The sequence below is a fragment of the Pelomicrobium sp. G1 genome (assembly GCF_051905455.1).
Classification (GTDB): domain Bacteria; phylum Pseudomonadota; class Gammaproteobacteria; order Burkholderiales; family UBA6910; genus Pelomicrobium.
The window spans coordinates 136538-159520 of record NZ_JBQACR010000005.1 but is presented as its reverse complement, the minus strand read 5'-3'; the positions used below and the strand labels follow the sequence as shown (position 1 = coordinate 159520).

27 protein-coding genes are annotated in these 22983 nt (G+C 65.9%); 20 read left to right on the top strand and 7 right to left on the bottom strand.

Annotation, left to right across the window (positions count from 1 at the left end; translation table 11 throughout):
• Positions 1–20: 20 nt before the first annotated feature.
• Positions 21–1061, bottom strand: coding sequence for a COX15/CtaA family protein (locus ACTFO6_RS07170; protein ID WP_439933766.1), 1041 nt, complete (start codon positions 1059–1061; stop codon positions 21–23).
• 127 nt (positions 1062–1188) lie between these two features.
• Positions 1189–1632: an SsrA-binding protein SmpB gene (gene smpB / locus ACTFO6_RS07165; protein WP_439933765.1), complete on the bottom strand. Its 444-nt coding sequence runs from the start codon at positions 1630–1632 to the stop codon at positions 1189–1191.
• 82 nt (positions 1633–1714) lie between these two features.
• Between smpB and ACTFO6_RS07160 the strand changes: the two genes are divergently transcribed.
• Entirely contained in the window at positions 1715–2152 is a 438-nt protein-coding gene (locus ACTFO6_RS07160) for a type II toxin-antitoxin system RatA family toxin (RefSeq protein WP_439933764.1), read from the top strand.
• A complete protein-coding gene (locus tag ACTFO6_RS07155) occupies positions 2149–2451 on the top strand; it encodes an RnfH family protein (RefSeq protein ID WP_439933763.1) in 303 nt (100 codons plus the stop codon). The genes ACTFO6_RS07160 and ACTFO6_RS07155 overlap by 4 nt, the downstream gene beginning before the upstream one ends.
• A gap of 33 nt (positions 2452–2484) precedes the next feature.
• On the opposite strand, the gene ACTFO6_RS07150 is transcribed toward ACTFO6_RS07155, so the two are convergent.
• Entirely contained in the window at positions 2485–2949 is a 465-nt protein-coding gene (locus tag ACTFO6_RS07150; protein ID WP_439933762.1) for a DUF4124 domain-containing protein, read from the bottom strand.
• A gap of 172 nt (positions 2950–3121) precedes the next feature.
• On the opposite strand from ACTFO6_RS07150, the gene guaB reads away from it, so the two are divergent.
• The 7 genes from guaB to fabG (ACTFO6_RS07115) all read left to right on the top strand — a co-directional run bounded on the left by guaB (position 3122) and on the right by fabG (ACTFO6_RS07115) (position 9308).
• Positions 3122–4582, top strand: a complete 1461-nt coding sequence (guaB, locus tag ACTFO6_RS07145) for an IMP dehydrogenase (protein ID WP_439933761.1) — start codon at positions 3122–3124, stop codon at positions 4580–4582.
• Between the two features lie 73 nt (positions 4583–4655).
• Entirely contained in the window at positions 4656–6218 is a 1563-nt protein-coding gene (guaA, locus tag ACTFO6_RS07140) for a glutamine-hydrolyzing GMP synthase (RefSeq protein ID WP_439933760.1), read from the top strand.
• Positions 6218–6517 (top strand): hypothetical protein, encoded by a 300-nt coding sequence (locus tag ACTFO6_RS07135; RefSeq protein WP_439933759.1) that lies wholly within the window; start codon positions 6218–6220, stop codon positions 6515–6517. The genes guaA and ACTFO6_RS07135 overlap by 1 nt, the downstream gene beginning before the upstream one ends.
• Positions 6518–6765: 248 nt before the next feature.
• On the top strand, positions 6766–7308 hold the full coding sequence (locus tag ACTFO6_RS07130; RefSeq protein ID WP_439933758.1) for a J domain-containing protein: 543 nt from the start codon (positions 6766–6768) through the stop codon (positions 7306–7308).
• Between the two features lie 96 nt (positions 7309–7404).
• Positions 7405–7878, top strand: coding sequence for a tRNA adenosine(34) deaminase TadA (gene tadA, locus ACTFO6_RS07125; protein WP_439933757.1), 474 nt, complete (start codon positions 7405–7407; stop codon positions 7876–7878).
• Entirely contained in the window at positions 7859–8338 is a 480-nt protein-coding gene (locus ACTFO6_RS07120; RefSeq protein WP_439933756.1) for a L,D-transpeptidase family protein, read from the top strand. The genes tadA and ACTFO6_RS07120 overlap by 20 nt, the downstream gene beginning before the upstream one ends.
• Before the next feature lie 229 nt (positions 8339–8567).
• On the top strand, positions 8568–9308 hold the full coding sequence (gene fabG / locus ACTFO6_RS07115; protein WP_439933755.1) for a 3-oxoacyl-ACP reductase FabG: 741 nt from the start codon (positions 8568–8570) through the stop codon (positions 9306–9308).
• Positions 9309–9314: 6 nt separating this feature from the next.
• On the opposite strand, the gene mtnA is transcribed toward fabG (ACTFO6_RS07115), so the two are convergent.
• The gene (gene mtnA / locus ACTFO6_RS07110; RefSeq protein ID WP_439933754.1) at positions 9315–10364 is read right to left on the bottom strand and encodes an S-methyl-5-thioribose-1-phosphate isomerase; all 1050 of its coding nucleotides are present in this window, start codon (positions 10362–10364) and stop codon (positions 9315–9317) included.
• A gap of 109 nt (positions 10365–10473) precedes the next feature.
• Here mtnA and ACTFO6_RS07105 point away from each other — a divergent pair, with 109 nt between their 5' ends.
• Positions 10474–10983, top strand: coding sequence for a low molecular weight protein-tyrosine-phosphatase (locus ACTFO6_RS07105; RefSeq protein ID WP_439933753.1), 510 nt, complete (start codon positions 10474–10476; stop codon positions 10981–10983).
• On the opposite strand, the gene ACTFO6_RS07100 is transcribed toward ACTFO6_RS07105, so the two are convergent.
• Complete coding sequence (locus ACTFO6_RS07100; protein ID WP_439933752.1) at positions 10984–13587, bottom strand: Rne/Rng family ribonuclease; 2604 nt, start codon at positions 13585–13587, stop codon at positions 10984–10986.
• Positions 13588–14016: 429 nt separating this feature from the next.
• Between ACTFO6_RS07100 and ACTFO6_RS07095 the strand changes: the two genes are divergently transcribed.
• The 4 genes from ACTFO6_RS07095 to ACTFO6_RS07080 are packed head-to-tail and all read left to right on the top strand — an operon-like array spanning position 14017 to position 16923.
• Positions 14017–14982, top strand: a complete 966-nt coding sequence (locus ACTFO6_RS07095) for an RluA family pseudouridine synthase (protein ID WP_439933751.1) — start codon at positions 14017–14019, stop codon at positions 14980–14982.
• A complete protein-coding gene (locus tag ACTFO6_RS07090; protein ID WP_439933750.1) occupies positions 14975–15637 on the top strand; it encodes an HAD-IA family hydrolase in 663 nt (220 codons plus the stop codon). Before ACTFO6_RS07095 ends, ACTFO6_RS07090 begins: the two co-directional genes overlap by 8 nt.
• A complete protein-coding gene (locus ACTFO6_RS07085) occupies positions 15616–15972 on the top strand; it encodes a Rieske (2Fe-2S) protein (RefSeq protein ID WP_439933749.1) in 357 nt (118 codons plus the stop codon). The genes ACTFO6_RS07090 and ACTFO6_RS07085 overlap by 22 nt, the downstream gene beginning before the upstream one ends.
• A gap of 3 nt (positions 15973–15975) precedes the next feature.
• The gene (locus ACTFO6_RS07080; RefSeq protein ID WP_439933748.1) at positions 15976–16923 is read left to right on the top strand and encodes a S49 family peptidase; all 948 of its coding nucleotides are present in this window, start codon (positions 15976–15978) and stop codon (positions 16921–16923) included.
• A gap of 12 nt (positions 16924–16935) precedes the next feature.
• Here ACTFO6_RS07080 and ACTFO6_RS07075 read toward each other — a convergent pair whose 3' ends face one another.
• Complete coding sequence (locus tag ACTFO6_RS07075) at positions 16936–17664, bottom strand: SAM-dependent methyltransferase (protein WP_439933747.1); 729 nt, start codon at positions 17662–17664, stop codon at positions 16936–16938.
• The gene (locus ACTFO6_RS07070; RefSeq protein ID WP_439933746.1) at positions 17651–18241 is read right to left on the bottom strand and encodes a Maf family protein; all 591 of its coding nucleotides are present in this window, start codon (positions 18239–18241) and stop codon (positions 17651–17653) included. The genes ACTFO6_RS07075 and ACTFO6_RS07070 overlap by 14 nt, the downstream gene beginning before the upstream one ends.
• 115 nt (positions 18242–18356) lie before the next feature.
• On the opposite strand from ACTFO6_RS07070, the gene ACTFO6_RS07065 reads away from it, so the two are divergent.
• The 6 genes from ACTFO6_RS07065 to fabG (ACTFO6_RS07040) all read left to right on the top strand — a co-directional run bounded on the left by ACTFO6_RS07065 (position 18357) and on the right by fabG (ACTFO6_RS07040) (position 22884).
• The gene (locus ACTFO6_RS07065) at positions 18357–18872 is read left to right on the top strand and encodes a YceD family protein (protein WP_439933745.1); all 516 of its coding nucleotides are present in this window, start codon (positions 18357–18359) and stop codon (positions 18870–18872) included.
• Between the two features lie 12 nt (positions 18873–18884).
• Positions 18885–19064: a 50S ribosomal protein L32 gene (gene rpmF / locus ACTFO6_RS07060; protein WP_439933744.1), complete on the top strand. Its 180-nt coding sequence runs from the start codon at positions 18885–18887 to the stop codon at positions 19062–19064.
• 112 nt (positions 19065–19176) lie between these two features.
• Positions 19177–20208 carry a phosphate acyltransferase PlsX gene (plsX, locus tag ACTFO6_RS07055; protein WP_439933743.1) on the top strand — a complete coding sequence of 344 codons (1032 nt, stop codon included), beginning with the start codon at positions 19177–19179 and terminating at the stop codon, positions 20206–20208.
• Positions 20208–21167: a beta-ketoacyl-ACP synthase III gene (locus ACTFO6_RS07050; RefSeq protein WP_439933742.1), complete on the top strand. Its 960-nt coding sequence runs from the start codon at positions 20208–20210 to the stop codon at positions 21165–21167. The genes plsX and ACTFO6_RS07050 overlap by 1 nt, the downstream gene beginning before the upstream one ends.
• Positions 21168–21183: 16 nt before the next feature.
• Positions 21184–22116, top strand: coding sequence for an ACP S-malonyltransferase (gene fabD, locus ACTFO6_RS07045; RefSeq protein ID WP_439933741.1), 933 nt, complete (start codon positions 21184–21186; stop codon positions 22114–22116).
• Positions 22117–22131: 15 nt separating this feature from the next.
• Entirely contained in the window at positions 22132–22884 is a 753-nt protein-coding gene (fabG, locus tag ACTFO6_RS07040; RefSeq protein ID WP_439933740.1) for a 3-oxoacyl-ACP reductase FabG, read from the top strand.
• Positions 22885–22983 lie beyond the last annotated feature (99 nt).

Here is a 22983-nt window from a genome sequence, read left to right as displayed (position 1 = left end):
CGCTGAAAGGCCCTCAGGTCTCAGGCACAGGCCCGGCGCAACTCGTGGGCCATCCACAGGGCAAAGGTGAACACACCGACCGCGCCCGCCTGGTGGGCGGCGGCGAGGGGCAGGGGAACCACCAGGAGCAGGGTGGCGATGCCCAGGGCGATCTGCAGCGCTACCATGCCGAGCAGGGCATGGGCAGCCAGCCGGGCGCGGGGAGGCAGGGAAAAGCGCTGCGCCCGGAACCAAAAGACCGGCACGAGGAACGCCAGCAGCCAGGCGATCAAGCGGTGGTTGAACTGGACGGTGGCCATGTTGCTGTAGAAGTTAGCGTGCCACGGCTCCAGCATGAACAGCTCGGGCGGGACGAGCCGTCCGTTCATCAGGGGAAACGTGTTGTAGGCGAAGCCCGCCCGCAGTCCCGCCACCAAGCCTCCCGAGAGCACCATCAGGAAAACCAGGGCGGTCAGGGCATAGGCGAAGCGCTTGAGCCCCTGCAGACGGGAATCCCCCGGCGGCCGCGGTTTTTTCGCCCGCATCAGGTCGAGGGCGATCCAGAACAGGGCGCCGTAGATCAGGAACGCAAGCCCCAGGTGGGCAGTCAGGCGCAGGGGGCTCACCCGGGGATCTTCCACCAGGCCGCTCTGGACCATGTACCAGCCCAACGCGCCCTGAAGCCCCCCTAGCACGAAGATCGCGCCGAGCTTGTAAGCAAGCGGCCGGTCGATGCAGCGCTTGATCGCGAAGTAGACGAGGGGCACGAGAAAGACGACGCCGATGGCGCGACCGAGCAGGCGGTGGAAGTACTCCCACCAGAAAATACCCTTGAACTCGTCCAGGGACATGCCCTTGTTGACCTGCTGGTATTCGGGCGTCTGCTGGTACTTGTGGAACAGGGCGTCCCAGTCCTCCTGAGACAAGGGCGGGACGGTGCCCACGATGGGCTGCCACTCCACAATGGAAAGCCCCGAATGGGTGAGCCGGGTGACGCCGCCCACCACCACCATGGCGAACACCAGGGCACAGCAGGCGAAGAGCCAGGCGATGACCGCCCTGGGCGGGGCCGAAGAAGGCATGGCGTTCGCGGGTCTCACCGATGGGAAAATTCGTGCCGCGGGAACGGGGAGGGCACCGGCCGGCCGGAGGCGGCGCCCATGATACGGTCTCGAGCCAGCCCAGGCAATAACTGCTCCCCGGGCCGGCTCACCTCACCCGCAGCAGCCGCTGGCGCTCCCGTTCCCATTCCCGCTGGCGCTCCGCCTCCCGCTTGTCGTGCTGCTTCTTGCCCCGGGCGAGGCCGATTTCCAGCTTGATCCGGCCGTTACGGTAATGCATGTCCAGGGGCACCAGGGTGTAGCCTCGCTGCTCCACCTTGCCGATGAGCCGCTTGATCTCCTCGGCATGGAGCAGCAGCTTGCGGGTGCGGGTGGGGTCCGGGTGCACGTGGGTGGATGCGGTGGGGAGCGGGCTCACGTGGCAGCCCACCAGGAACACCTCCCCCTTGCTCACCACCACGTAGGCTTCCTTGAGCTGGACCCGCCCCGCCCGGATCGCCTTCGCCTCCCAGCCCTCCAGGGCGATGCCGGCCTCGTAGCGCTCTTCGATGAAGTAGTCGTGGAACGCTTTTTTGTTCTGGGCGATGCTCATTGAGTGAGATCAAGGCGAAAATGCGATATTTTAACAATTTTTGCTTTCGCTTCTGGCGGTGTCCGAGGCCCTCGTACGACCCATGGCCGAAGTCCAGCGTTCCGTCATCGTGCCGTATTCGGCCCAGGAGATGTATCAGCTCGTGGATCAGGTGAAGCGCTACCCCGAGTTCATGCCCTGGTGCGGCGGCGCTTCCGAGACGCCGATCGACGGCAACCGCAGCCACGCTACCATCGTCATCGATTACCACCATATCCGCCAGAGCTTCACCACGGAGAACACCAAGCAGCCCCCTGAGCTGATCGAGATGGAGCTCAGGCACGGCCCCTTCAGGCGCCTGGACGGCCACTGGCGCTTCGTTCCCCTGGGAGACAAGGCTTGCAAGGTGGAGTTTCGGCTCCACTACGAGTTTTCCCACAAGCTGCTGGAAAAGCTGGTGGGGCCCGTGTTTCACCGGATCGCCAACAGCTTCGTCGAGGCCTTCGCCCGGCGGGCCGAGCAGATCTACGGCGAACGATGAGCGGCGAGCTGACGGTGGAGGTGATTTACGCGCTGCCGGCCGTCCAGCGGCTCAAGCGGATCGCCGTGCCGCCGGGCACCACCGTGCAGCAGGCCATCGAGCGCTCCGGAATCCTCCAGGACTTTCCCGAGATCGACCTGACGAAAAACAAGGTGGGGGTGTTCGGCAAGCTCACCCGGCTGGACGCGCCCCTGAAAGACCGGGACCGGGTGGAAATCTACCGCCCGCTCATCGCCGACCCCAAGGAGGTGCGGCGCCGGCGGGTGGAGGCGGGCTCCCGACGCAAGCCGGAAGGCTGACCGGGCGGCTGCGGGCCGCCAGCGGCGGAGGCCTCAAGGGCCGCACCACCTGGCCACTTCCCTGCGCCACTTCTCGGTCTCCTCGGCCCGCTGCTCGTCGCTCAGGTACTCCCGCTCCCCCTGGGGCGTGTAGCGCAATACCCGTCCGGCCTGGGTATAGCTCGCCAGGTTGGCCCGGGCTGCATCGCAGTTCTGGGCCTTGAGCTGGGCCTCTTTTTGCGCTTTGAGCTCCTCCTCCGCCCGCTCTGCCCGCCGCTTCCTGAACTCGAGCTCCTGCTCCTGGAGACTCTTGGGCGCCGGGGGCGCGACATTTTCCGCCGCCGGCTGGGCAGAGGAAGGTGCCTTGATGGCCGTTCCTGCCTGGAGGCAGCGGGCCGACGGCTGGTCCGTGTAATACGCCCGGCCTTGGGCGTCGCTGCACTTGTAAAGATCCGCAAGGGCCGGCAGCGTGAAAAGGGCCAGGGTCGCCGCCGCGAGCCCTCTGGTCATGATGTTCATTCGATCCGCTCCTTGCTTTAACCGCCGGGGAAAGAGGATGATGCAAATGCCCTACAGCCTACACACTTCTACTTTTTTGTCAATGCATTGCATTTAAAAGCTAATGTCGAATCGACATTTACCCTCTGGCTACAGGGTCGGTATAATGATGTTTTGTGGCAGGTAGGAAAAAATGCGCCTCATCGAAAAGGCTCTCACGTTCGACGACGTTCTCCTCGTTCCCGCCCACTCCACTGTTCTGCCCCGCGAAGTGAGCCTGGAGACTTGGTTGACCCGGGAAATCAAGCTGAACATCCCCCTGGTGTCCGCCGCGATGGACACGGTCACAGAGGCGAACCTCGCCATCGCTATCGCCCAGGAAGGGGGCTTGGGCATCATCCACAAGAACATGACCGATCGGGCGCAAGCCCAAGAGGTGTTCAAGGTCAAGCGCTTCGAAAGCGGAGTGGTCAAAGACCCGATCACCGTCCCCCCCGACATGACGGTGCGCAAGGTGCTGGAGCTGCAGCGGGAGCACAAGATTTCCGGGTTGCCGGTGGTGGAGGGGCTCCGGGTGGTGGGCATCGTCACCAACCGGGACCTGCGCTTCGAGACCCGGCTGGACCAGCCGGTCAAGAACATCATGACCCCCCGGGAGCGGCTGGTCACGGTGCGGGAAGGCGCGCCTTTGGAAGAAGCGATGGCCCTGATGCACAAGCATCGCCTGGAGCGGGTGCTGGTGGTGAACAGCAGCTTCGAGCTCCGGGGGCTGATTACGGTGAAGGACATCCTCAAGTCCAGCGAGCACCCCAACGCGTGCAAGGACGCCCTGGGACGGCTACGGGTGGGGGCGGCCATCGGGGTGGGCGAAGGCAGCGAAGAGCGGGCCGCAGCCTTGGTGGAAGCGGGCGTGGACGTGATCGTGGTGGACACGGCCCACGGCCATTCCCAAGCGGTCCTGGACCGGGTACGCTGGGTCAAGCGCACGTTTCCCCAGGTGCAGGTGATCGGCGGCAACATCGCCACCGCAGCCGCCGCCCAAGCCCTCGTGGACTGCGGCGCGGATGGGGTCAAGGTGGGCATCGGCCCGGGATCGATCTGCACCACCCGAGTCGTGGCCGGCGTGGGCGTGCCCCAGATCACGGCCATCGCCAACGTGGCCAAGGCCCTCGAAGGTACCGGGGTGCCCCTGATCGCCGACGGGGGCATTCGCTACAGCGGCGACGTGGCCAAGGCGCTGGCCGCCGGCGCCTACTCGGTCATGCTGGGGGGGCTGTTTGCGGGCACTGAAGAATCGCCGGGCAAGATCGAGCTGTTCCAGGGCCGCTCCTACAAGACCTATCGGGGCATGGGCTCCCTGGGCGCCATGCAGCAGGGCTCCAGCGATCGCTACTTCCAGGACGCCGAGATGAGCTCCGACAAGTTGGTGCCCGAAGGTGTGGAGGGCCGCGTGCCCTACAAGGGGCCGGTGGTCAACGTGATCAACCAGTTGATCGGCGGCGTGCGTTCGGCCATGGGCTACTGCGGTTGCGCCACCATCGACGAGCTGCGGGCCAAGGCGGCGTTCGTCGAGATCACTTCCGCCGGCGTGCGCGAGTCCCACGTGCACGACGTGCAGATCACCAAGGAAGCGCCGAATTACCACGTCGAGTGAATCGTGAAGGATGGCCGGTGCCCGTCCCAGACCGGCAGGGTTATCCTCCGTTGAACCCCGACGCCTCGATCCCGTGCACGACCGCATCCTGATTCTTGATTTCGGTTCCCAGTACACGCAGCTCATCGCCCGCCGGGTGCGGGAGTGCCACGTGTACTGCGAGATCCATCCTTGCGACGCTCCCGAGGAATTCATCCGCGCCTTCTCTCCTAAGGGCATCATCCTGTCCGGCGGGCCGGCGTCGGTGTACGAGGAAGCGACGCCCCGGGCGCCGGAGATCGTGTTCCGTCTGGGCGTACCCGTGCTGGGCATCTGCTACGGCATGCAGACCATGGCGGCCCAGCTCGGGGGCACGGTGGAAAACTCCAAGATGCGGGAATTCGGTTACGCCGAGGTCCGGGCGCGGGGCCACTCGCGCCTGCTTCGCGACCTCCAGGACCGGGTGACGCCGGAAGGGCATGGCCTCCTGGACGTGTGGATGAGCCACGGCGACAAGGTGATCGACCTGCCGCCGGGCTTCAAGGTGATCGCCAGCAACGCCGCTTCGCCCATCGCCGGCATGGCCGACGAAACGCGCGGATTCTATGGCCTGCAGTTCCACCCGGAAGTGACCCACACGCTCCAGGGCAAGGCCATCCTGGAGCGCTTCGTACACACCATCTGCGGCTGCCGGACCGACTGGAACATGCCCGACTACGTGGAGGAGGCGGTGGGCCGCATCCGCTCCGAAGTGGGCGGAGACGAAGTGATCCTGGGGCTCTCCGGCGGCGTCGACTCCTCGGTCGCCGCGGCCCTCATCCACCGGGCGATCGGCGAGCAGCTCACCTGCATCTTCGTGGACACCGGGCTGCTGCGCTTGAACGAGGCCGAGCAGGTCATGGACACCTTCGCCCGCCATCTGGGGGTGAAGGTGCTGATGGTGGACGCTTCCGAGCGCTTCATGCGGGCGCTGGAAGGGGTGGCCGATCCGGAGGAGAAGCGCAGGATCATCGGGCGTGAGTTCGTGCACGTGTTCCAGGAGCAGGCGGAAAAACTGGGCGACGCCCGCTGGCTGGCCCAAGGCACCATCTATCCCGATGTCATCGAATCGGCGGGAGCGAAGACCAAGAAGGCCCGCACCATCAAATCCCACCACAACGTGGGCGGGCTGCCTGAGACGCTCCATCTCAAGCTCCTGGAGCCCCTGCGGGAGCTGTTCAAGGACGAGGTGCGCGAGCTAGGCCTCGCCCTAGGGCTTGCGCCGGAGATCGTGTTCCGCCATCCGTTTCCCGGTCCGGGTCTGGGAGTAAGAATCTTGGGGGAAGTCAGGCGGGAATACGCCGACATTCTGCGCCAGGCGGACGCCATCTTCATCGACGAGCTGCGGGCTTCCGGCTGGTACGAGAAGGTGAGCCAGGCCTTCGCCGTGTTCCTGCCGGTGAAATCGGTGGGGGTCATGGGAGACGGCCGCACCTACGAGTACGTGGTGGCGCTGCGCGCGGTGGAAACCCAGGACTTCATGACCGCCCGCTGGGCGGAACTTCCCCATAGCCTCCTCTCCCGAGTCTCCAACCGCATCATCAACGAGGTGCGCGGCATCAACCGCGTGGTCTACGACATCTCTGGCAAGCCGCCGGCTACCATCGAGTGGGAGTGATGGCGACGCCTGTCGCACAACGCGACCTGTTCGACGAACCCGGCGCGGCGCTCTCGATCCGCATCGAATCCGCTGACAAGGCGCTGAGCAAGAACCAGCGCTTGTTTAACCAGCTTGCGGAACGGCTGCGGGCGCTGCGCGCCGAGCTGACTTCCTGGCAGCATGCACTGGACCGGTCCGGAGTCGCGCCGCTGCGGAAATCGAACCGCTGCAGCGCGAGTTGCTGGCCAAGCAACGGGCGGCCGTGTTGTTCATGGATGGGCTCCTCGCCAGCACGGCGGCGAAAGGTGACCGGCTGACGCGTAGCCGCGGGCCAGGCTGCGCAATACCGTCGTCGCTTTGGCCGAAACCGTGCTGCAGGCCGGACCCGATGACGAAGTCGAAGCCGTTTTCGGCCGCCACAGCGGTTTGCGACATCGGGACTTGCTACAAGCCGAGGTGGACCTGGCCGAAGCCATGTTCGGCCGGATGCTCGGCGAAGACATTGTTGCCGGCCACGAAGCGAAAAACGCCGAAGAGCTGATCGAACACGCGGGCGAGTCAGTCGGTGCGCGAGGTCTTCCGCCGCCTGGCGGCTGCGCTGCATCCCGATCGCGAGCCGGACGCCGCCGAGCGCGAACGCAAGACCGCGTTGATACAACGCGTGAACCGGGCCTACGAGCGCAACGACCTGCTGGAACTGCTCACGGTGCAGATCGAGATCGAGCAGATCGATTCCAATCATCTTGCGCAAGCTTCCGGAGAGCGTCTCGGTCACTGCTGCTCCGTCTTGCGCGAACAGCAGCGGGCGCTGCAAGACGAACTGGCCACGATCCAGGAACCGTTTCGCGCCGCGTTAGGTGTCGGCCTCGGCCTCCGGCCGGCGATGCTCGATACGTTGCTCGACCAGGGCGCTAGGTCGCTGCGCGAAACCCTCGATAGCCTGCGCAGCGATATGGAAGCGTTGCGCAACCCGATGCGGCGAGCCGCGATCATCGACGGCGCCCTAGCGGATGACGAGCGGGTCGATCCGATCGAGGCTATGCTGCTCGCGGCAGCCTTTGCGTCGGCTGAGCCCCGGAGGCGCAAGAGAAAGACCCGGCGGCCCTGAGCCGATTTTGTGAAAATCAGTTACATGGAGTACCTGCTCTGGCCGGTACAAAAAGCCTGGCACAAGGCGGGAAGGGAGCGGTAAGCTACAGTCCCCATGACCGACGCGGATTTCATGCGGGAGGCGATCGCCCTGGCCCGGGAGGCCTGGGCGGCGGGCGAGGTCCCCGTCGGGGCCGTCGTGGTGCGGGAAGGCTGCATCGTAGGCCGGGGACGCAACAGTCCGATCGCCCTGCGGGATCCCACCGCCCATGCGGAGGTGCTGGCCCTGCGGGACGCGGCCCTCAGGCTCGGCAACTATCGGCTGCCCGAGTGCGAGCTTTTCGTGACCGTGGAGCCGTGCCCTATGTGCCTGGGGGCGATTTTCCACGCCCGTATCCCCCGGCTGGTCTATGGCGCGCGGGATCCCAAGACCGGCGCCTGCGGGAGCGTGGTGGATCTGGCGGGGGAGCCGCGCCTCAACCATCACGCCCGAGTGGAGGGGGGGGTGCTGGCGGAGGAATGCGCTCGGCTGTTGACGGAATTCTTCGTGCAGCGGCGGCGGGCGGAAAATGTTGAGGATCGTTGTTAGAATAAGCGATCAACAGCTTGATCTGATTGAGGACGATCGCCTCCTTCGACGCTACCCGGTGTCCACGGCCGCTGCGGGAGCCGGGGAGCGGATGGGCAGCTTCAAAACACCCCGGGGCCGCCACCGGATCCGGGCAAAAATCGGCGCGGGCCAGCCTGTCAATACCGTCTTCGTCGGCCGGCGTCCCACCGGAGAAATCTTTACCCCCGAGCTGGCCGCCCGGCATCCCGATCGGGACTGGATCCTGACCCGCATCCTGTGGCTGTCAGGCTGCGAGCCCGGCTTCAACCGGCTCGGGAAGGTGGACAGCATGCGGCGCTACATCTACATCCACGGCGCGCCGGATACGGTTCCCATGGGGGTTCCCGCTTCCCATGGATGCATCCGCATGCGCAACGTCGATGTGATGGATCTGTTCGATCGGGTGCCGGTTGGCACCCCCGTAGAGATCCTAGAGTAAGTCCTGGGCGCTTGCACCGCAGCATAAGGCTCTCGCGCCCGCCAAAGGCCTTCAAGTCTGTCCGGAATCCCGGATTTCCAGGAAAAATTTGACGTTTCTCTCGTATTGTGCAGCGCGGAATTTTGGAGTAAAGTGCCCCGCCAAGCCGGGAGGATTGCTGCGCAGCATAAAAATTCGCCGTCGGAAATGCTGCGCAGCATGAGGCCGGGTAACTGCAGGAGGAAAGCGCATGAGGCTTGCTGGGAAGGTGTGCATCGTCACGGGGGCCGGCCGGGGCATCGGCAAGGCGACGGCGATCAAGTTCGCGCAGGAAGGCGCCAAGGTAGCGGTCTGCGACGTGACGCCGGAGTGGGTCGATGAAACGGTCCGGCAAATCCGCCAGGGGGACGGGGAAGCGGTGGGGTTCATCGTGGACGTCCGGGATCGCGCCAGCATCGAGCGCATGGTGAAAAAAATGGTGGCGACGTACGGCCGCATCGATTGCCTGGTCAACAACGCCGGCATCGTCCAAGACGCCCAGCTCAAGAACATGACCGACGAGCAGTTCGATCAGGTGATCGAGATCAACCTGAAGGGCGTCTACAACTGCGCCAAGGCGGTGGTGGACGTCATGCTCTCGCAACGCTCCGGTGTCATCCTTAGCACCTCCTCCGTAGTGGGCCTGTACGGCAACTTCGGCCAGACCAACTACGCCGCCAGCAAGTCCGCCGTCATCGGCATGACAAAGACCTGGGCCCGGGAACTGGGCCGAAACGGCATCCGGGCGAACGCCATCTGTCCGGGCTTCATCCAGACGCCCATCCTCAACTCCATGCCCGACCGGGTACTCGCCGCCATGGAACAGAAGGTCCCCCTGGGGCGCCTGGGCAAGCCGGAAGAGATCGCCGCCACGTTTGCCTTCCTCGCTTCGGACGAGGCGAGCTACATCAACGGCGCGGTGATCGAGGTGAGCGGGGGCATGTCCCTCTAGGGGGGATCATTCGAACAGCGCCTCGATTTTCCGCTGATCGGGCGGGGCGATGACCCCTTTCTCGGTGATCAGGCCCGTGACCAGGTCGGCGGGGGTCACGTCGAAGGCGGGGTTGCGCGCCTCCACGCCCTGGGACGCCCAGCGGCACTCGCCGTAACCCAGAACTTCCTCCGCTGGGCGTTCCTCGATGGGGATGGCCGATCCCTCCGCCAGGGATCGATCGATGGTGGATAAGGGGCAGGCCACATAAAAGGGGATGCCATGTCGCCGGGCGAGCACGGCGACCGTATAGGTGCCGATCTTGTTGGCTACGTCCCCATTGGCCGCCACCCGATCGGCGCCCACCACCACCAGATCCACTTCGCCCCGGCTCATCAGGTGTCCGACCGCGCTATCGGTCACCAGGGTCACCGGGATGCCTTCCTGGACCATCTCCCAGGCCGTGAGGCGCGCCCCCTGAAGAAAAGGGCGTGTTTCGGTAGCGATCACAGACACTTCCTTGCCCTGGGCCCGGGCGGAACGAATGACGCCCAGCGCCGTGCCGTGGCCCGCGGTGGCGAGGGCACCCGCGTTGCAATGGGTGAGGATCCGGGCCCCATGGGGCACCAGGGCTGCGCCCCGCTCCCCGATCGCCAGGTTGATTTGCAGGTCTTCGGCGAAGATCCGCTGGGCTTCCTCCAGCAGGGCGGCCGCGATTGCCTCGGACGGCCGCTCCCCAGCCTGCTTCCAGACGCGGCGCATGCGCTCAAGTGCCCAGAACAGGTTGACCGCCGTCGGTCGGCTTTGGGCCAGAACATCGAACGCCTGCGCCAGGGCGGCATCGAATGCTGGGCGCCCCTGGCCCGCCAGGCGCAATCCTTCCAGGGCAATTCCGAAGGCGGCGGCGCAGCCGATGGCCGGAGCGCCCCGCACCGCCATGGCGCGGATCGCCTGGGCGACCTCCTCGGCGCTCGCGCAGGTCACGTACTCGACGCCCCCGGGCAGCCGTCGCTGGTCGAGGAGCTCCAGCCGAGCGTCGCGCCAGCGCAGGGTCTCCACTTTGCTCGAAATGGGCATTACTCTTACCTTACAGGTCATCCGTGGTCCGAGCATTATAGGAGTCGTTCTACCCGAGGAAAGGAGGGATGAGGCCCGCTCTTCAGGGCGGTGACGGAGCAGCCATGAGATGGATCAAAAAAACGGCAAGCTAAAAATCCTCTTCATCTGCATGGGCAACATCTGCCGCTCGCCCATGGCAGTGGCGGTAATGCGCCGGCGCCTGGCCGAATCGGAAGATGGCGAGAGGATTTACGTGGAGGCAGCGGGAACCCATGGAGACTATCACGCGGGGGAACCCGCGGATCCGCGTGCGCGAAGGGCCGGTGCCGGACGGGGCTACTCTCTGGAAGGATTGGTGGCGCGAAAAGTCCGGGCGGAGGACTTCGTGACCTTCGATCTGATTCTGGCCATGGACCACCACAACCTGGCCCATCTCCGGCGGCTTTGCCCGGAGGAGTACCAGCACAAGCTGGGCCTGCTGCTGGAATACAGCCAGCGCTGGACCGGCAAAGACGTACCGGATCCGTACTATGGAGGACCCGAAGGTTTCGAGCGGGTCCTGGATATGATCGAGGAGGCCACCGAGGGCTTGCTTGCCGCCCTACGTAACGGCGGGCAGGCAAGCCTCGAAGAGTGATCAGGCGTCCCGGCGGGTCTCCACCTGGACCAGGGGCCCTTCGTCCAGGGCAGGGGCCGCGGGACGGGCTCGGCGAGGCCGGCGAGGCTCGCCGATCTCCGGCTCTAATGCTGCGGGAGCCCCGGCTTTCCCCGGATCGGTCTCGATCTGCACCAGCCCGCTCCCCGCCAGGGGGTCGGCGTCCAGGGCAATCCCCAGATCTTTCAAGACCGCCAGGCTGGGTGCCGCTTGGACTGCTTGCGGCTCCGGGGCGGCCGCCTCTGGGGAGACTACTTCCTCCTGCACCTTGGCGGGAGCCGGGGGCGGGGCGATCACCTCGGACTGGGTAGGCTCGACCGCTGCCTCGAATGTGACGGCTACCCCTTCCGGTGGGGCGGGCTGGACCGCCGCAGCCTGGGCAGGTGCCGGAGACCCGGTCAGCACCGCCTCGGCCGCCTGGGCCTCGCCGGTGCCGGCGACCAGTGGGGCGGTGGGCCTGGCCCCACCGGCGGGGACGGAAGGCTGGGCCACAGACTCCCGGGCGGGATAGTCCTCTCGGCGTTCACCCCGATGGCGCCGCCGCCGGCGCCTGCCGCCTCCCTCTTCGGCCCCCTCCGGCCCGCGGCCCTCTCGAACAGGCCCTGCGCTTTCCAGGGACGCAGCGGGCACCTCGACGGCGGGACGCTCTTCCCGCTTGGCCAGCGGCGCTTCCGCGATCCGCTCCCGCGGTTCGGGCTGAAGGGGCTTGGCTTTGGCCATGGAAGCTTCTTCCCGGGGCGAGCGGCGACCTTCTCCTCCGCGCCGGCGCCGGCGCCGTCCCGTTCCGCCTTCCGCCGTACTTCTCACCGGCACCGGGGTGGTCATTGCCGTCGGTGCGGGAGCTACCGCCTCCTTGTGCTCGCCGATCGCCCTGAACCACCTGAAGACCTTGGCCAGCAAAGACGGCCGTTCTCCCTTTGCCTCGGTGACGGCGGCAGGTTGCGGCGGGACGGGCACCTCTTCCCTAACGGCAGGGGGCGGCGGCTGGGAGGGGGTGAATCCCTTGACCATCGCCTCCGGCCGGACGGGCTTGGGCTCCTGCCAGGCCGGGATTTCCTCCTCCTCGGCGGGCTTTTCCACCAGCTCGAAGCTGGGCGGCAAGGGCTCTCCCCGATTGAGTTCGTCATGGCGCAAGCGCTTGATGGAATACTTGGGCGTCTCCAGATGGGGATTCGGCACCAGGATCACTTCCACCTTGAGGCGCGCTTCGATCGAATGGATATCGGCGCGTTTTTCGTTGAGCAGGAAGGTGGCCACGTCGACCGGCACCTGGGCGTGGATGACGGCTGTGTTCTCCTTCATGGCTTCTTCCTGGAGGATGCGCAAGATGTGCAAGGCCGAGGACTCCACGCTGCGGATATGGCCGATCCCGTTGCAGCGAGGGCAGGGCATGTAGCTCGTGTCCCCGATGGAAGGATGGAGGCGCTGGCGCGACAGCTCCAGCAGGCCGAAGCGGGAAATCTTTCCCATCTGGACCCGGGCGCGATCGTACTTGAGAGCTTCCCGCAAGCGGTTTTCCACCTCTCGCTGATTGCGGGGGTTTTCCATGTCGATGAAGTCGATGACTACCAGGCCGCCCACGTCCCGCAGCCGCAACTGCCGGGCCGCTTCGTCGGCCGCCTCCAGGTTGGTCATGAGGGCCGTCTGCTCGATATCCTGCCCTTTGGTGGCCCGGGCGGAGTTGACGTCGATGGCCACCAGCGCCTCCGTGTGGTCGAACACCAGGGAGCCCCCGGAGGGCAGGGCCACCTGCCGGGCGTAGGCCGTCTCGATCTGGTGCTCGATCTGAAAGCGGGAAAAGAGGGGAATATCGTCCCGGTAGAGTTTGATCCGGTTCACGTGGCTTGGCATCACGTGCCCCATGAACTGCCGGGCCTGCTCGTAGATCTCCTCGGTGTCGATCAGGATTTCCCCAATGTCCTGATGGTAATAGTCCCGGATGGCTCGGATGACCAGACTGCTCTCTTGATAGATAAGGAAAGGGCCGCTCTGGCTCTGGGCGGCGTTCTCAATGGCTTTCCATAGTTGCAGGAGATAGTTAAGATCCCACTTGAGCTCGTCCGCCGTGCGGCCGATGCCGGCCGTCCGGGCGATGACGCTCATGCCCTCCGGGATCTCGAGTTGGGCCAGGATCTCCCGCAACTCATTGCGGTCCTCTCCTTCGATGCGGCGGGAGATTCCCCCGGCCCGGGGGTTATTGGGCATGAGGACCAGGTAGCGGCCCGCCAGACTGATGTAGGTGGTCAGTGCGGCGCCTTTACTGCCCCGCTCATCCTTGTCCACCTGGACGATCAGCTCCTGGCCTTCTTTCAGTAGGTCCTGGATTCGGCCCCGGGCCTCCCCCTCGGTAGAGAGGGTGGAGCGGGCGATCTCCTTAAAGGGGAGGAAGCCGTGCCGTTCGCCACCGTAGTCGACAAAGGCGGCTTCTAAGCTGGGCTCGATGCGGGTGATAATACCCTTGTAAATGTTCCCCTTGCGCTGCTCCTTGCCCGCCGTTTCGATATCGAGGTCAACGAGTTTTTGTCCATCGACGATGGCGACCCGGAGTTCTTCTGGTTGGGTCGCGTTGAATAGCATGCGTTTCATTGTGTGGTCTCCCGCGCTCGCCACACGGGAAGCACAAGACCGGGCGTCCCCGGGTGGGGCGCGGGCGAAGCATCACCTTGCTCGTCTCGAACTCTGGCCGAGAGAATCGAGGGTCCCCGTCCATGGGCGTGCCAGCTCTCGTGCTTGTCGCTCGGGATCCGGGAGGGCCGTAGGCGTTGCCGTAACGCCGGGCTGGGATGCTGGACATCGGGAGGCCTGCGGAATTTGCCGAATGCTTCCGAGTGGGTTAAGCGCGTAATCGTGCTTTAGCCTGCCGCTACTTGTCTTCGTGGTGAGCGACATTAACCAATATCCTTCGCAGCCGGTGATCGAGGGCATTTTCGCGCCGGGCCGACCGCGATCAGGCGGCCAGCCTGCTGCATCGGCGCCCGTGACAGACGCGGCGTGCAGTTTATAAGTATAAGCAGAATGAATGGTTTAAGCAAAAGACCGGCGTTTCGGGACGAAGTGGGCGAGGCGGGCCACGAGCAGCGCATCGACAACTACCTGGCCAAGCGTTTGAAGGGGATCCCGAAGAGTCTGATTTACAGGATGTTACGCACCGGTGAAGTGCGGGTTAACAGCCGGCGGGTGGAACCCGGCTACCGCCTCCAGGCTGGGGATCAGGTGCGCATCCCGCCGGTCCGCCAGGGGGAGCGCCCGCAGCCTCGCTCGCCCCGGAGAGGACCGGATCTCTGGCAGCGGACCTTGTACGAGGATGAGCTGCTGGTCGCCATCGATAAACCGGCCGGCCTTGCGGTCCACGGAGGCAGCGGGGTCAGCCTGGGAGCTATCGAGGCCCTGCGGCTGCAGCGGCCAGGTCCCCGGTTCCTAGAGCTGGTCCACCGGCTGGACAAGGAAACTTCAGGGGTGTTGCTTCTGGCGAAAAAGCGCAGTGCCTTGACCGCGCTCCACGAGCAACTGCGCTCGGGAGAAGTGGAAAAAGTCTACCTGGCCCTGGCCAAGGGGCGCTGGCGCTGGCCGGAGCGGCGCGTTCTGCTGCCTTTGAACAAATACGTGACCGCCGCCGGGGAGCGGCGGGTGAGCGTGAAGGAAGGGGGGCAGGCGTCCGAAACCCGGTTCACCCTAGAGCGGGCATGGGAAGGGGCGAGCCTCCTCCGGGCCCGACTCATGACCGGCCGCACCCACCAGATCCGGGTCCATCTAGCCCACTTAGGGCATCCCATCGCCGGCGACGACAAGTACGGAGATTTCGCCTGGAACCGGCAGCTCGCCCGCTTAGGCCTGAAACGCATGTTCCTGCACGCGGCCCGCGTGGGTTTCCGCCATCCGGCCTCGGGGGCATACTTGGTCATCGATGCGCCGCTGCCCGAGGAGCTCAGGGATTTTATCGCCCTACTGGAGCAGCGCGACCTGGAGCCTGCCCATGGCTGACGCCCGCCGCTTCGATCTGCTGGTTTTCGACTGGGACGGGACCCTGGTGGACTCGGCGGCGGCCATCGTCGCCTCGGTGCAGGCCGCCTGCCGCGACCTGGGCCTGCCCGAGCCGACCGAGGAGGCCGCCCGCTACATCATCGGCCTAGGACTGAGCGAGGCGCTGGCCGCCTTGGTGCCCCAGTTGCCCGCCTCGCGTCACGGGGAGCTGGTGGAGCGCTACCGCTTCCATTTCCTTGCCCGGGACCCCGAGATTCCCCTGTTCCCGGGAGCGCGGGAGACGGTGGAGGGTTTGCATGCCCGGGGCTATCGGCTGGCCCTGGCGACCGGCAAGAGCCGGCGAGGCCTCGCCCGGGCCCTCGTAGCCACCGGGCTCGGGCCTTATTTCCACGCCTCCCGCTGCGCCGACGAATGTTTTTCCAAGCCCCATCCCGCGATGCTCCACGAGCTTCTGGAAGAATTCGGTCTGGCACCGGAACGGGCCCTGATGATCGGGGACACCGTCCATGACCTGCAGATGGCCCGCTACGCGGGCGTGCCGGCCCTGGCAGTCGCCTACGGCGCCCACCCCAAGCACGCGCTCCTGGCCCTCGAGCCCGTGGCATGCGTGCAGAGCATGGCCGAGCTGAACCGATGGCTGGCGACGAACGCCTGATCTGCGCCTCCGCCGACCTGCAGGACGGGGGGCCGGGAGCGCGCTTCTGGGTCGAGCGGTATGGAGTGCGGGTCACCGCTTTCGCGATCCGTCACGGCGGCCGCGTTTACGCCTACCTCAACCGCTGCGCCCATCTGGGCATCGAGCTGGACTGGCAGGAGGGCCGGTTTTTCGATGACTCCGGGGTATACTTGATCTGCTCGATGCACGGTGCGCTCTATGCGCCGGAGACGGGCCAGTGCGTCGCCGGGCCGTGCAGCGGGGCTTTCCTTACGCCGGTGGCCGTTGAAGAGGCGGATAACATGGTGATGTGCCGGGAAATTCGAAAGCGATGAACGATGGTCGAAAGCACTGACACAAGCCCCGGCTGGGAGCGCCAGGTGCTGGAAAAGGTCGCCCTGGCGGCGATCGAGGAGCAGCGGCGGGCCCGGCGCTGGGGGATCTTTTTCAAGCTGCTCGCCTTCCTCTACCTGTTCCTCCTGCTCTTCCTGGTCCTCGGCTGGATCGGCAAGACCGACATGGCGATTCCGGGCAAGCACAGCGCCCTGGTGGAGCTGCGGGGGATTATCGCCGCCGACGAGCGGGCGAGCGCCGATGTCGTGGTGTCCGGGCTGCGGCGGGCGTTTAAGGACAAGAACACGGCCGGGGTCATCCTGCGCATCAACAGCCCGGGCGGAAGCCCGGTCCAGGCGGCCTACATCAACAACGAGATCAAACGCTTGAGAAAAGCGCATCCCCACATACCGCTGTACGCTGTGGTGGAGGACGTCTGTGCATCGGGCGGCTACTACGCCGCCGTGGCGGCCGACAAGATCTTCGTCAATCGGGCGAGCATCGTCGGGTCCATCGGGGTGTTGATCGACGGTTTCGGCTTCAGCGAAGCGCTGAACAAGCTCGGCATCGAGCGGCGGCTGCTCGCCGCCGGAGAGAACAAGGGCTTCCTCGATCCCTTCTCGCCCATGGATCCCAAGCAGCGGGCCCACGCGATGAAGATGCTGGAGGAGATCCATCGCCAGTTCATCGAGGTGGTGCGCGAGGGCAGGGGAGAGCGGCTCAAGGAGACGCCCGAGCTCTTCAGCGGCCTGGTATGGACCGGCGCCCGGAGCATTGAGCTGGGTCTGGCCGACGACTTCGCCAGCGCCGCCGAGGTGGCCCGGGAAGTGATCAAGGCGGAAGAAATTGTCGATTTTACTCCTCAGGAAGGCCTGACCGAGCGGCTGGCCCGGCGTTTCGGCGCCGCGGCGGGCGCTGCCTTGATGACTTGGGGGGCCGGCCTTCCGCGCTAGGGAAAAGACCGGTTAGGATGCCAGGAATAGAAAGAGACAGGGATTTTCGCCCGGGGGCGCCGGGTTCTTCCTCCACTCGGCGATGGATCGGGTCTCGATCCGCTCGTCGGCGGCGGTCAGGTTCTCGGCGATGCACAAGTCCGTGAAGTCGTGGCACGCCTCCAGCAGCGCGGCGAAGAGCTGGGCGTTGCGGTAGGGTGTTTCCATCACGATCTGGGTGCAGCGGCGCCCTCGGGACTCCCGCTCGAGGGTTTCGATCCGGGCGCGGCGCTCGGCGGGCTTCACCGGCAGATAGCCATGGAAGGCGAACTGCTGGCTGTGGAGGCCCGAGGCCATCAACGCCAAGAGAAGGGAGGAGGGCCCCACCAGGGGCACCACGCGGATGCCCCGCCGATGGGCCAGGCGCACCAGGACGGCGCCCGGGTCCGCCACCGCCGGGCACCCGGCCTCGGAAGCGAGGCCCACGTCGTGTCCCGCCTCCAGGGGGGAGAGCAGGCGCTCCAGCTCCTCGAGTGGCGTGTGCTCGTCTAGGACCTCTATCTTGAGCCGCTGCAAGGGCAGCCGCGTGCCGTTCTGCTTGAGAAAGCGCCGCAGCGCCTTGGGTCCTTCGGCGATCCAATGCTCCAGGCGAGCGGCGAGCTGCCGCACGTCGGCGGGCAGGACCCGGCCCAGGTCGGTGTCGCCGAGGGGCGAAGGAACCAGATAGAGCACGCCGCGGCCGCGCCGCTCAGCGGAGCACACTGACCCCCTCCCGCTGCAGCATGGACACCAGCGCGATGAGCGGCAGCCCGATCAGGGCGGTCGGATCGTCGCTTTCGATCCGCTCGCACAAGGCGATGCCCAGGGACTCCACCCGTGCGGCTCCGGCGCAGTCGAAAGCCGGTTCCTTGGTCAGATAGCCGCGGATATCTTCCTCGCTCAGGGGGCGGAAGCGCACCCGGACCACCGCGACCTCGCTCTGGAGCGCTCCTGTGGCGCTGTTGAGCAGGCTCACCGCGGTATGGAACTCCACCTGACGGGCGCTCATGCGCTCAAGTTGCCGGAAGGCGTTGGCGTAGTCGCCCGGTTTTCCCAGCACCTGCCCGTCCAGTACCGCCACCTGGTCCGATCCGATGATCAGAGCCCGGGGATGGGCCTGCCGGGCGGCCTCCGCCTTGAGCCTGGACAGGCGCAGCGCCAGCGCCGGGGGCGCTTCGCCGGGAAGCGCGGATTCATCCACGTGGGGAGCGAAGACGTCGAAGGGGAGGCGCAACCGGGCGAGGAGCTCGCGCCGGTAGCGGGAGGTGGAAGCGAGTACGATGGGTGGCGATGGCGACATCACATGGCAGCTCGAGCCGTCGCGCCGGATTGGGGGCGCCCGGACCGTTTCGTCTGACCGGCGCTTCTTTCCTAAGTTTGACGCAAATTCAATGAAATAATATCATTAACTATTTATGTCTATTCAGGCGACGGTTGATTCCCTCCGCTTTGCACGCGAGGGAGGAAATCTAAAGGGTACAATTCGCGTTTCGAGCCTGCTCCGGCTCGCGGACTACCTGGCTTCCCGGGAAGGCGAAATTTCCTATCGCCTCGAGGGGATGGTCGACCAAGACGGCCACCCCATTTTGCGCCTCTCCATATCCGGAATGTTGGTGGTGCAGTGCCAGCGCTGCCTGGAGGCGATGGAGCTGCCAGTCGGTCTCCAGAGCGGATTCCGACTGGTGGCCTCCGAGCGGGACCTGGGCCCGGTGGAGGAGGAGCCGGAGGAGTGGACCGCATGGGTGGCGGACCCGAATCTGGACGTGGAGGCGCTGGTGGAAGACGAGTTGCTGCTAGCTGTGCCCTTCGCGCCGGTCCATGCCGATCCGGCTTGCGACCCCAAGCTGGCATCCCAGGATCTCGAAGCCGCCGACGGAGGGCCTTTCGCCGTGCTGGCCCTCCTCAAGGACAGAAAGAGCGTTGAACCATAGGAGTTCGCAATCATGGCCGTTCAGCAGAACAAGAAGTCGCCCTCGCGCCGGGGAATGCGCCGCTCCCACGATGCCCTCAGCAACCCGCCGCTCGCCATCGAGCCGACGACGGGAGAGGTGCACCTGCGACATCACATCAGCCCCAGCGGCCATTACCGAGGCCGCAAGGTGGTCAAGTCCAAAGGCGAGTAGCCGCAGCCGCGTCCAACGGCCGCGCCGTGGCTTGCTTGAGCGGATCGCCCGAGCGAAAGGCCCGGCGTTTCCGCGGTGACGCCGAGTCCCGAGGCGGGAGGGACATGACCGAATGAAAGTAACCGTGGCCATCGATTGCATGGGGGGCGATCACGGACCCCATGTAACGGTGCCGGCCGCCGTCGAGTGCCTGCGCCGGGACCCGGAATTGAGCGTGGTGCTGGTGGGCCTGCAGGAAGCGCTCGCCGCCGAACTGGCGAAGCTGGGCCGGCCCGCCGATGGGCGCTGCCGCATCCAGCACGCCGCCGAAGTGGTGGCCATGGACGAGCCCCCGGCCCTCGCCCTCAGGAACAAAAAGAACTCGTCCATGCGCCTGGCCATCAACCTGGTGAAAACCGGCGAGGCCGATGCCTGCGTGAGCGCCGGAAACACCGGGGCCTTGATGGCCATCGCCCGGTTCGTGCTGAAGACCCTGCCGGGGATCGAGCGTCCCGCGATAGCCTCGGTGCTGCCCACGCTCAAGGGCCACACCTGCGTGCTGGACCTAGGAGCCAACGTGGATTGCACCGCGGAACACCTGCTGCAGTTCGCCATCATGGGCTCGGTGCTGGTGTCCACGGTGGAGGACAAGCCCCGGCCGTCAGTGGGATTGCTCAACATCGGGCACGAGGCGATCAAGGGCAACGAGGTGGTGAAAAAGGCCGCCGAGCTCCTGCGCTTGAGCGGTCTCAATTTCTACGGCAACGTGGAAGGCGACGATCTCTACAAGGGAACGACGGACATCGTGGTGTGCGACGGGTTCGTAGGCAACGTGGCGCTCAAGACTTCCGAGGGACTCGCCCAGATGCTCGCCACCTTCTTGCGCGAGGAGTTTACCCGCAACCCGTTTCGTCGCTTGATCGGGCTCATCGCCCTGCCGGTGATCAACGCCTTCAAGCGGCGGGTGGACCATCGCCAGTACAACGGTGCAAGCTTCCTTGGCCTGAGAGGCATCGTGGTGAAGAGCCACGGATCGGCGGACGTCCTGGCCTTCCAGTACGCCATTCGCCGCGCCGTGGACGAGGTGCGGGGCGGAACCGCCAAATACACGGCCAAGCGGTTGAGCGAGCTGTTCCCGCAAGCCGCGGGAGAAGGCGTCGCCTGATGTATTCCCGCATCGTCGGCACCGGAAGCTATCTTCCGAGCAAGGTCCTCACCAACCGGGATCTGGAAAAACTGGTGGATACCAGCCACGAATGGATCGTGACCCGGACCGGCATCGAAGAACGCCGCATCGCGGACGAGGATCAAAAGGCGAGCGACCTGGCGCTGGAAGCGAGCCGCGCAGCCCTCGACGCCTCCGGCATCCGGCCGAACGATCTCGGCCTCATCGTCGTCGCCACCACCACGCCGGACCAGATTTTCCCGAGCACCGCTTGCGTACTGCAGGCGAAGCTTGGAGTCGAAAACGCATGCCCAGCCTTCGACGTGCAGGCCGTGTGCGGCGGCTTTGTGTACGCCCTGGCGCTGGCGGACCTGTACCTGCGGGCTGGCAAATGCCGCCACGCGCTGGTCGTCGGTAGCGAAATCTATTCGCGCATCCTCGATTGGACCGACCGTTCCACCTGCGTCCTTTTCGGCGACGGGGCGGGCGCGGTGGTGCTCGCCGCCGACCAGACGCCCGGCATCCTGACCCACCGCCTCCATGCAGACGGTCGCCACAGCGGCAGCCTCATGGTGCCGGGGCAGGTCTGCGGCGGTCGAGTCTCGGGACGGCCCTACGTGGTCATGGAAGGCGGCGCGGTGTTCAAGTTCGCGGTCAAGGCCTTGGGGGACATTGTGGAGGAGACCCTAGCGGAAGTCGCCATGAAACCCGAAGAGGTGGACTGGCTGATTCCCCACCAGGCCAACATCCGCATCATCCAGGCGACCGCGAAAAGGCTGGGGCTCCCCATGGAGCGTGTGGTGGTGACGGTGGACAAGCACGGCAACACCTCCGCGGCGTCGATACCCCTCGCCCTGGACATCGCCGTGCGCGACGGCCGAGTGCGCCGGGGCCAGCACGTGGTGCTCGAGGGCATCGGCGGCGGGTTCACCTGGGGCGCGGTCCTGATTCGCTGGTGAGAGGTCGAGGCGCCGGATGAAATTCGCCTTCGTGTTCCCCGGGCAGGGTTCCCAGTCGATTGGGATGATGAACGGCTTCGCCGCCCTTCCGGTGGTGAGGCAGACCTTCGCCGAAGCCTCCGAAGCGCTGGGACAGGACCTGTGGAGCCTAGTGGCCCAGGGGCCGGACTCGGCCCTGAACCAGACCGTCAACACTCAGCCCGTGATGCTCACGGCGGGCGTCGCGGTCTATCGCGCCTGGGAAGATCTCCATGGGCCGGAGCCCGCGGTCATGGCGGGCCACAGCCTGGGGGAGTACAGCGCCCTGGTCGCCTCGGGCGCCATCGGGTTCGCCGATGCGCTGCGGATCGTGAGACTCCGGGCTCAGGCCATGCAGGAAGCGGTGCCGGAAGGCACCGGCGGCATCGCCGCGATCCTGGGCCTCGAGGACGAGGCGGTGGAGGCAGTGTGCCGGGAAGCGGCTCAAGGGGAGGTGGTGGAGCCGGCTAATTACAACTCGCCCGCCCAGGTGGTCGTCGCCGGGCACCGTGGCGCGGTGGAGCGGGCCATGGCCCTGGCCAAGACCCGGGGCGCCAAGCGGGCGATGATGCTGCCCATGAGCGCCCCTTCCCATTGCAGCCTGATGAGGCCCGCCGCCGAGCGCCTGGCCCGGGCGCTGGCGAGCATCCCGATCCAGTCGCCTCAGATCCCGGTCTTGCACAACGTGGATGCGGGCGAGCGGCACGATGCCGACACCATCCGGGAGGCCTTGGTGCGCCAGGTCTATAGTCCGGTGCGCTGGGTCGAGATCGTCCGCCGGCTGGCGCAGGAAGGGGTGACCCATGTCGTGGAATGCGGTCCGGGCAAGGTGCTGGCCGGGCTCAACAAGCGCATCGAGCCCTCCCAGCAGACGCTGGCGTTGACCGACGAGGCAGTGCTGAGGGACGCGCTCAAGGCGCTCGCTCCGTAGGACGGGAGGGGAAGAATGGCGGAGCATCCGCTGCAAGGACAAGTCGCGCTGGTGACGGGGGCGAGTCGGGGAATCGGCCAGGCCATCGCCCTGGAGCTCGGACGTCTCGGTGCCACCGTCGTCGGCACCGCGACCAGCGAAAGCGGGGCAGAGGCCATTAGCCGGCGACTGGCGGAGGCCGGCGTGGGCGGCGCGGGATTGAAGCTTGACGTCCGCAGCGCGGCCGATGCGGAGGCAGTGGTGGAAAAAACGGAGCGGCGTTTCGGCGCTCCCACCATCTTGGTCAACAATGCAGGCATCACTCGGGATAATCTTCTCCTGCGCATGAAAGACGAGGAGTGGAACGAGATCCTGGAAACGAACCTGAGCTCGGTGTTCCGCCTCTGCCGGCTGGTGCTGCGCCCCATGATGAAGGCCCGCTTCGGGCGCATCATCAACATCTCATCCGTGGTCGGCGCCACGGGTAACGCCGGCCAGACCAACTACGCGGCCGCCAAGGCCGGCATGGTGGGCTTCAGCAAGTCCCTCGCCCGGGAAGTGGCGAGCCGCCACATCACGGTCAACTGCGTGGCGCCGGGTTTCATCGAAACCGACATGACCCGCGGCCTTCCTGAAGCTCAGCGGGCGACCTTGCTCCAGCACGTTCCCCTGGGCCGGTTGGGCCGGCCCGAGGACGTGGCCGCCGCCGTGGCCTTCCTGGCCGGGCCAGGTGGGGCGTACATCACCGGCTGCACCCTGCATGTCAACGGCGGAATGTACATGGATTGAAGGGCGCCGCCCCCCCGGCGCAGGGGCGAATTCGTTTCGCCCTAAAGACAAATTTGGTAAACTTCAAAAGCTTTTATACGTGCGCGGGTTAGACCCGGT

Bases quoted from the DNA above. Each gene is read 5' to 3' on its own strand.
- plsX (WP_439933743.1), top strand. From the start codon at position 19,177: ATGAAAGTAACCGTGGCCATCGATTGCATGGGGGGCGATCACGGACCC.
- tadA (WP_439933757.1), top strand. From the start codon at position 7,405: ATGACCGACGCGGATTTCATGCGGGAGGCGATCGCCCTGGCCCGGGAG.
- smpB (WP_439933765.1), bottom strand. From the start codon at position 1,632: ATGAGCATCGCCCAGAACAAAAAAGCGTTCCACGACTACTTCATCGAA.
- ACTFO6_RS07095 (WP_439933751.1), top strand. From the start codon at position 14,017: ATGAATGGTTTAAGCAAAAGACCGGCGTTTCGGGACGAAGTGGGCGAG.
- ACTFO6_RS07120 (WP_439933756.1), top strand. From the start codon at position 7,859: ATGTTGAGGATCGTTGTTAGAATAAGCGATCAACAGCTTGATCTGATT.
- ACTFO6_RS07160 (WP_439933764.1), top strand. From the start codon at position 1,715: ATGGCCGAAGTCCAGCGTTCCGTCATCGTGCCGTATTCGGCCCAGGAG.
- fabG (WP_439933755.1), top strand. From the start codon at position 8,568: ATGAGGCTTGCTGGGAAGGTGTGCATCGTCACGGGGGCCGGCCGGGGC.
- ACTFO6_RS07065 (WP_439933745.1), top strand. From the start codon at position 18,357: ATGTCTATTCAGGCGACGGTTGATTCCCTCCGCTTTGCACGCGAGGGA.
- fabG (WP_439933740.1), top strand. From the start codon at position 22,132: ATGGCGGAGCATCCGCTGCAAGGACAAGTCGCGCTGGTGACGGGGGCG.
- mtnA (WP_439933754.1), bottom strand. From the start codon at position 10,364: ATGCCCATTTCGAGCAAAGTGGAGACCCTGCGCTGGCGCGACGCTCGG.
- ACTFO6_RS07050 (WP_439933742.1), top strand. From the start codon at position 20,208: ATGTATTCCCGCATCGTCGGCACCGGAAGCTATCTTCCGAGCAAGGTC.
- ACTFO6_RS07135 (WP_439933759.1), top strand. From the start codon at position 6,218: ATGGCGACGCCTGTCGCACAACGCGACCTGTTCGACGAACCCGGCGCG.
- ACTFO6_RS07150 (WP_439933762.1), bottom strand. From the start codon at position 2,949: ATGAACATCATGACCAGAGGGCTCGCGGCGGCGACCCTGGCCCTTTTC.
- ACTFO6_RS07090 (WP_439933750.1), top strand. From the start codon at position 14,975: ATGGCTGACGCCCGCCGCTTCGATCTGCTGGTTTTCGACTGGGACGGG.
- ACTFO6_RS07170 (WP_439933766.1), bottom strand. From the start codon at position 1,061: ATGCCTTCTTCGGCCCCGCCCAGGGCGGTCATCGCCTGGCTCTTCGCC.
- fabD (WP_439933741.1), top strand. From the start codon at position 21,184: ATGAAATTCGCCTTCGTGTTCCCCGGGCAGGGTTCCCAGTCGATTGGG.
- ACTFO6_RS07100 (WP_439933752.1), bottom strand. From the start codon at position 13,587: ATGAAACGCATGCTATTCAACGCGACCCAACCAGAAGAACTCCGGGTC.
- ACTFO6_RS07105 (WP_439933753.1), top strand. From the start codon at position 10,474: ATGGATCAAAAAAACGGCAAGCTAAAAATCCTCTTCATCTGCATGGGC.
- ACTFO6_RS07080 (WP_439933748.1), top strand. From the start codon at position 15,976: ATGGTCGAAAGCACTGACACAAGCCCCGGCTGGGAGCGCCAGGTGCTG.
- ACTFO6_RS07085 (WP_439933749.1), top strand. From the start codon at position 15,616: ATGGCTGGCGACGAACGCCTGATCTGCGCCTCCGCCGACCTGCAGGAC.
- rpmF (WP_439933744.1), top strand. From the start codon at position 18,885: ATGGCCGTTCAGCAGAACAAGAAGTCGCCCTCGCGCCGGGGAATGCGC.
- ACTFO6_RS07155 (WP_439933763.1), top strand. From the start codon at position 2,149: ATGAGCGGCGAGCTGACGGTGGAGGTGATTTACGCGCTGCCGGCCGTC.
- ACTFO6_RS07070 (WP_439933746.1), bottom strand. From the start codon at position 18,241: ATGTCGCCATCGCCACCCATCGTACTCGCTTCCACCTCCCGCTACCGG.
- guaB (WP_439933761.1), top strand. From the start codon at position 3,122: ATGCGCCTCATCGAAAAGGCTCTCACGTTCGACGACGTTCTCCTCGTT.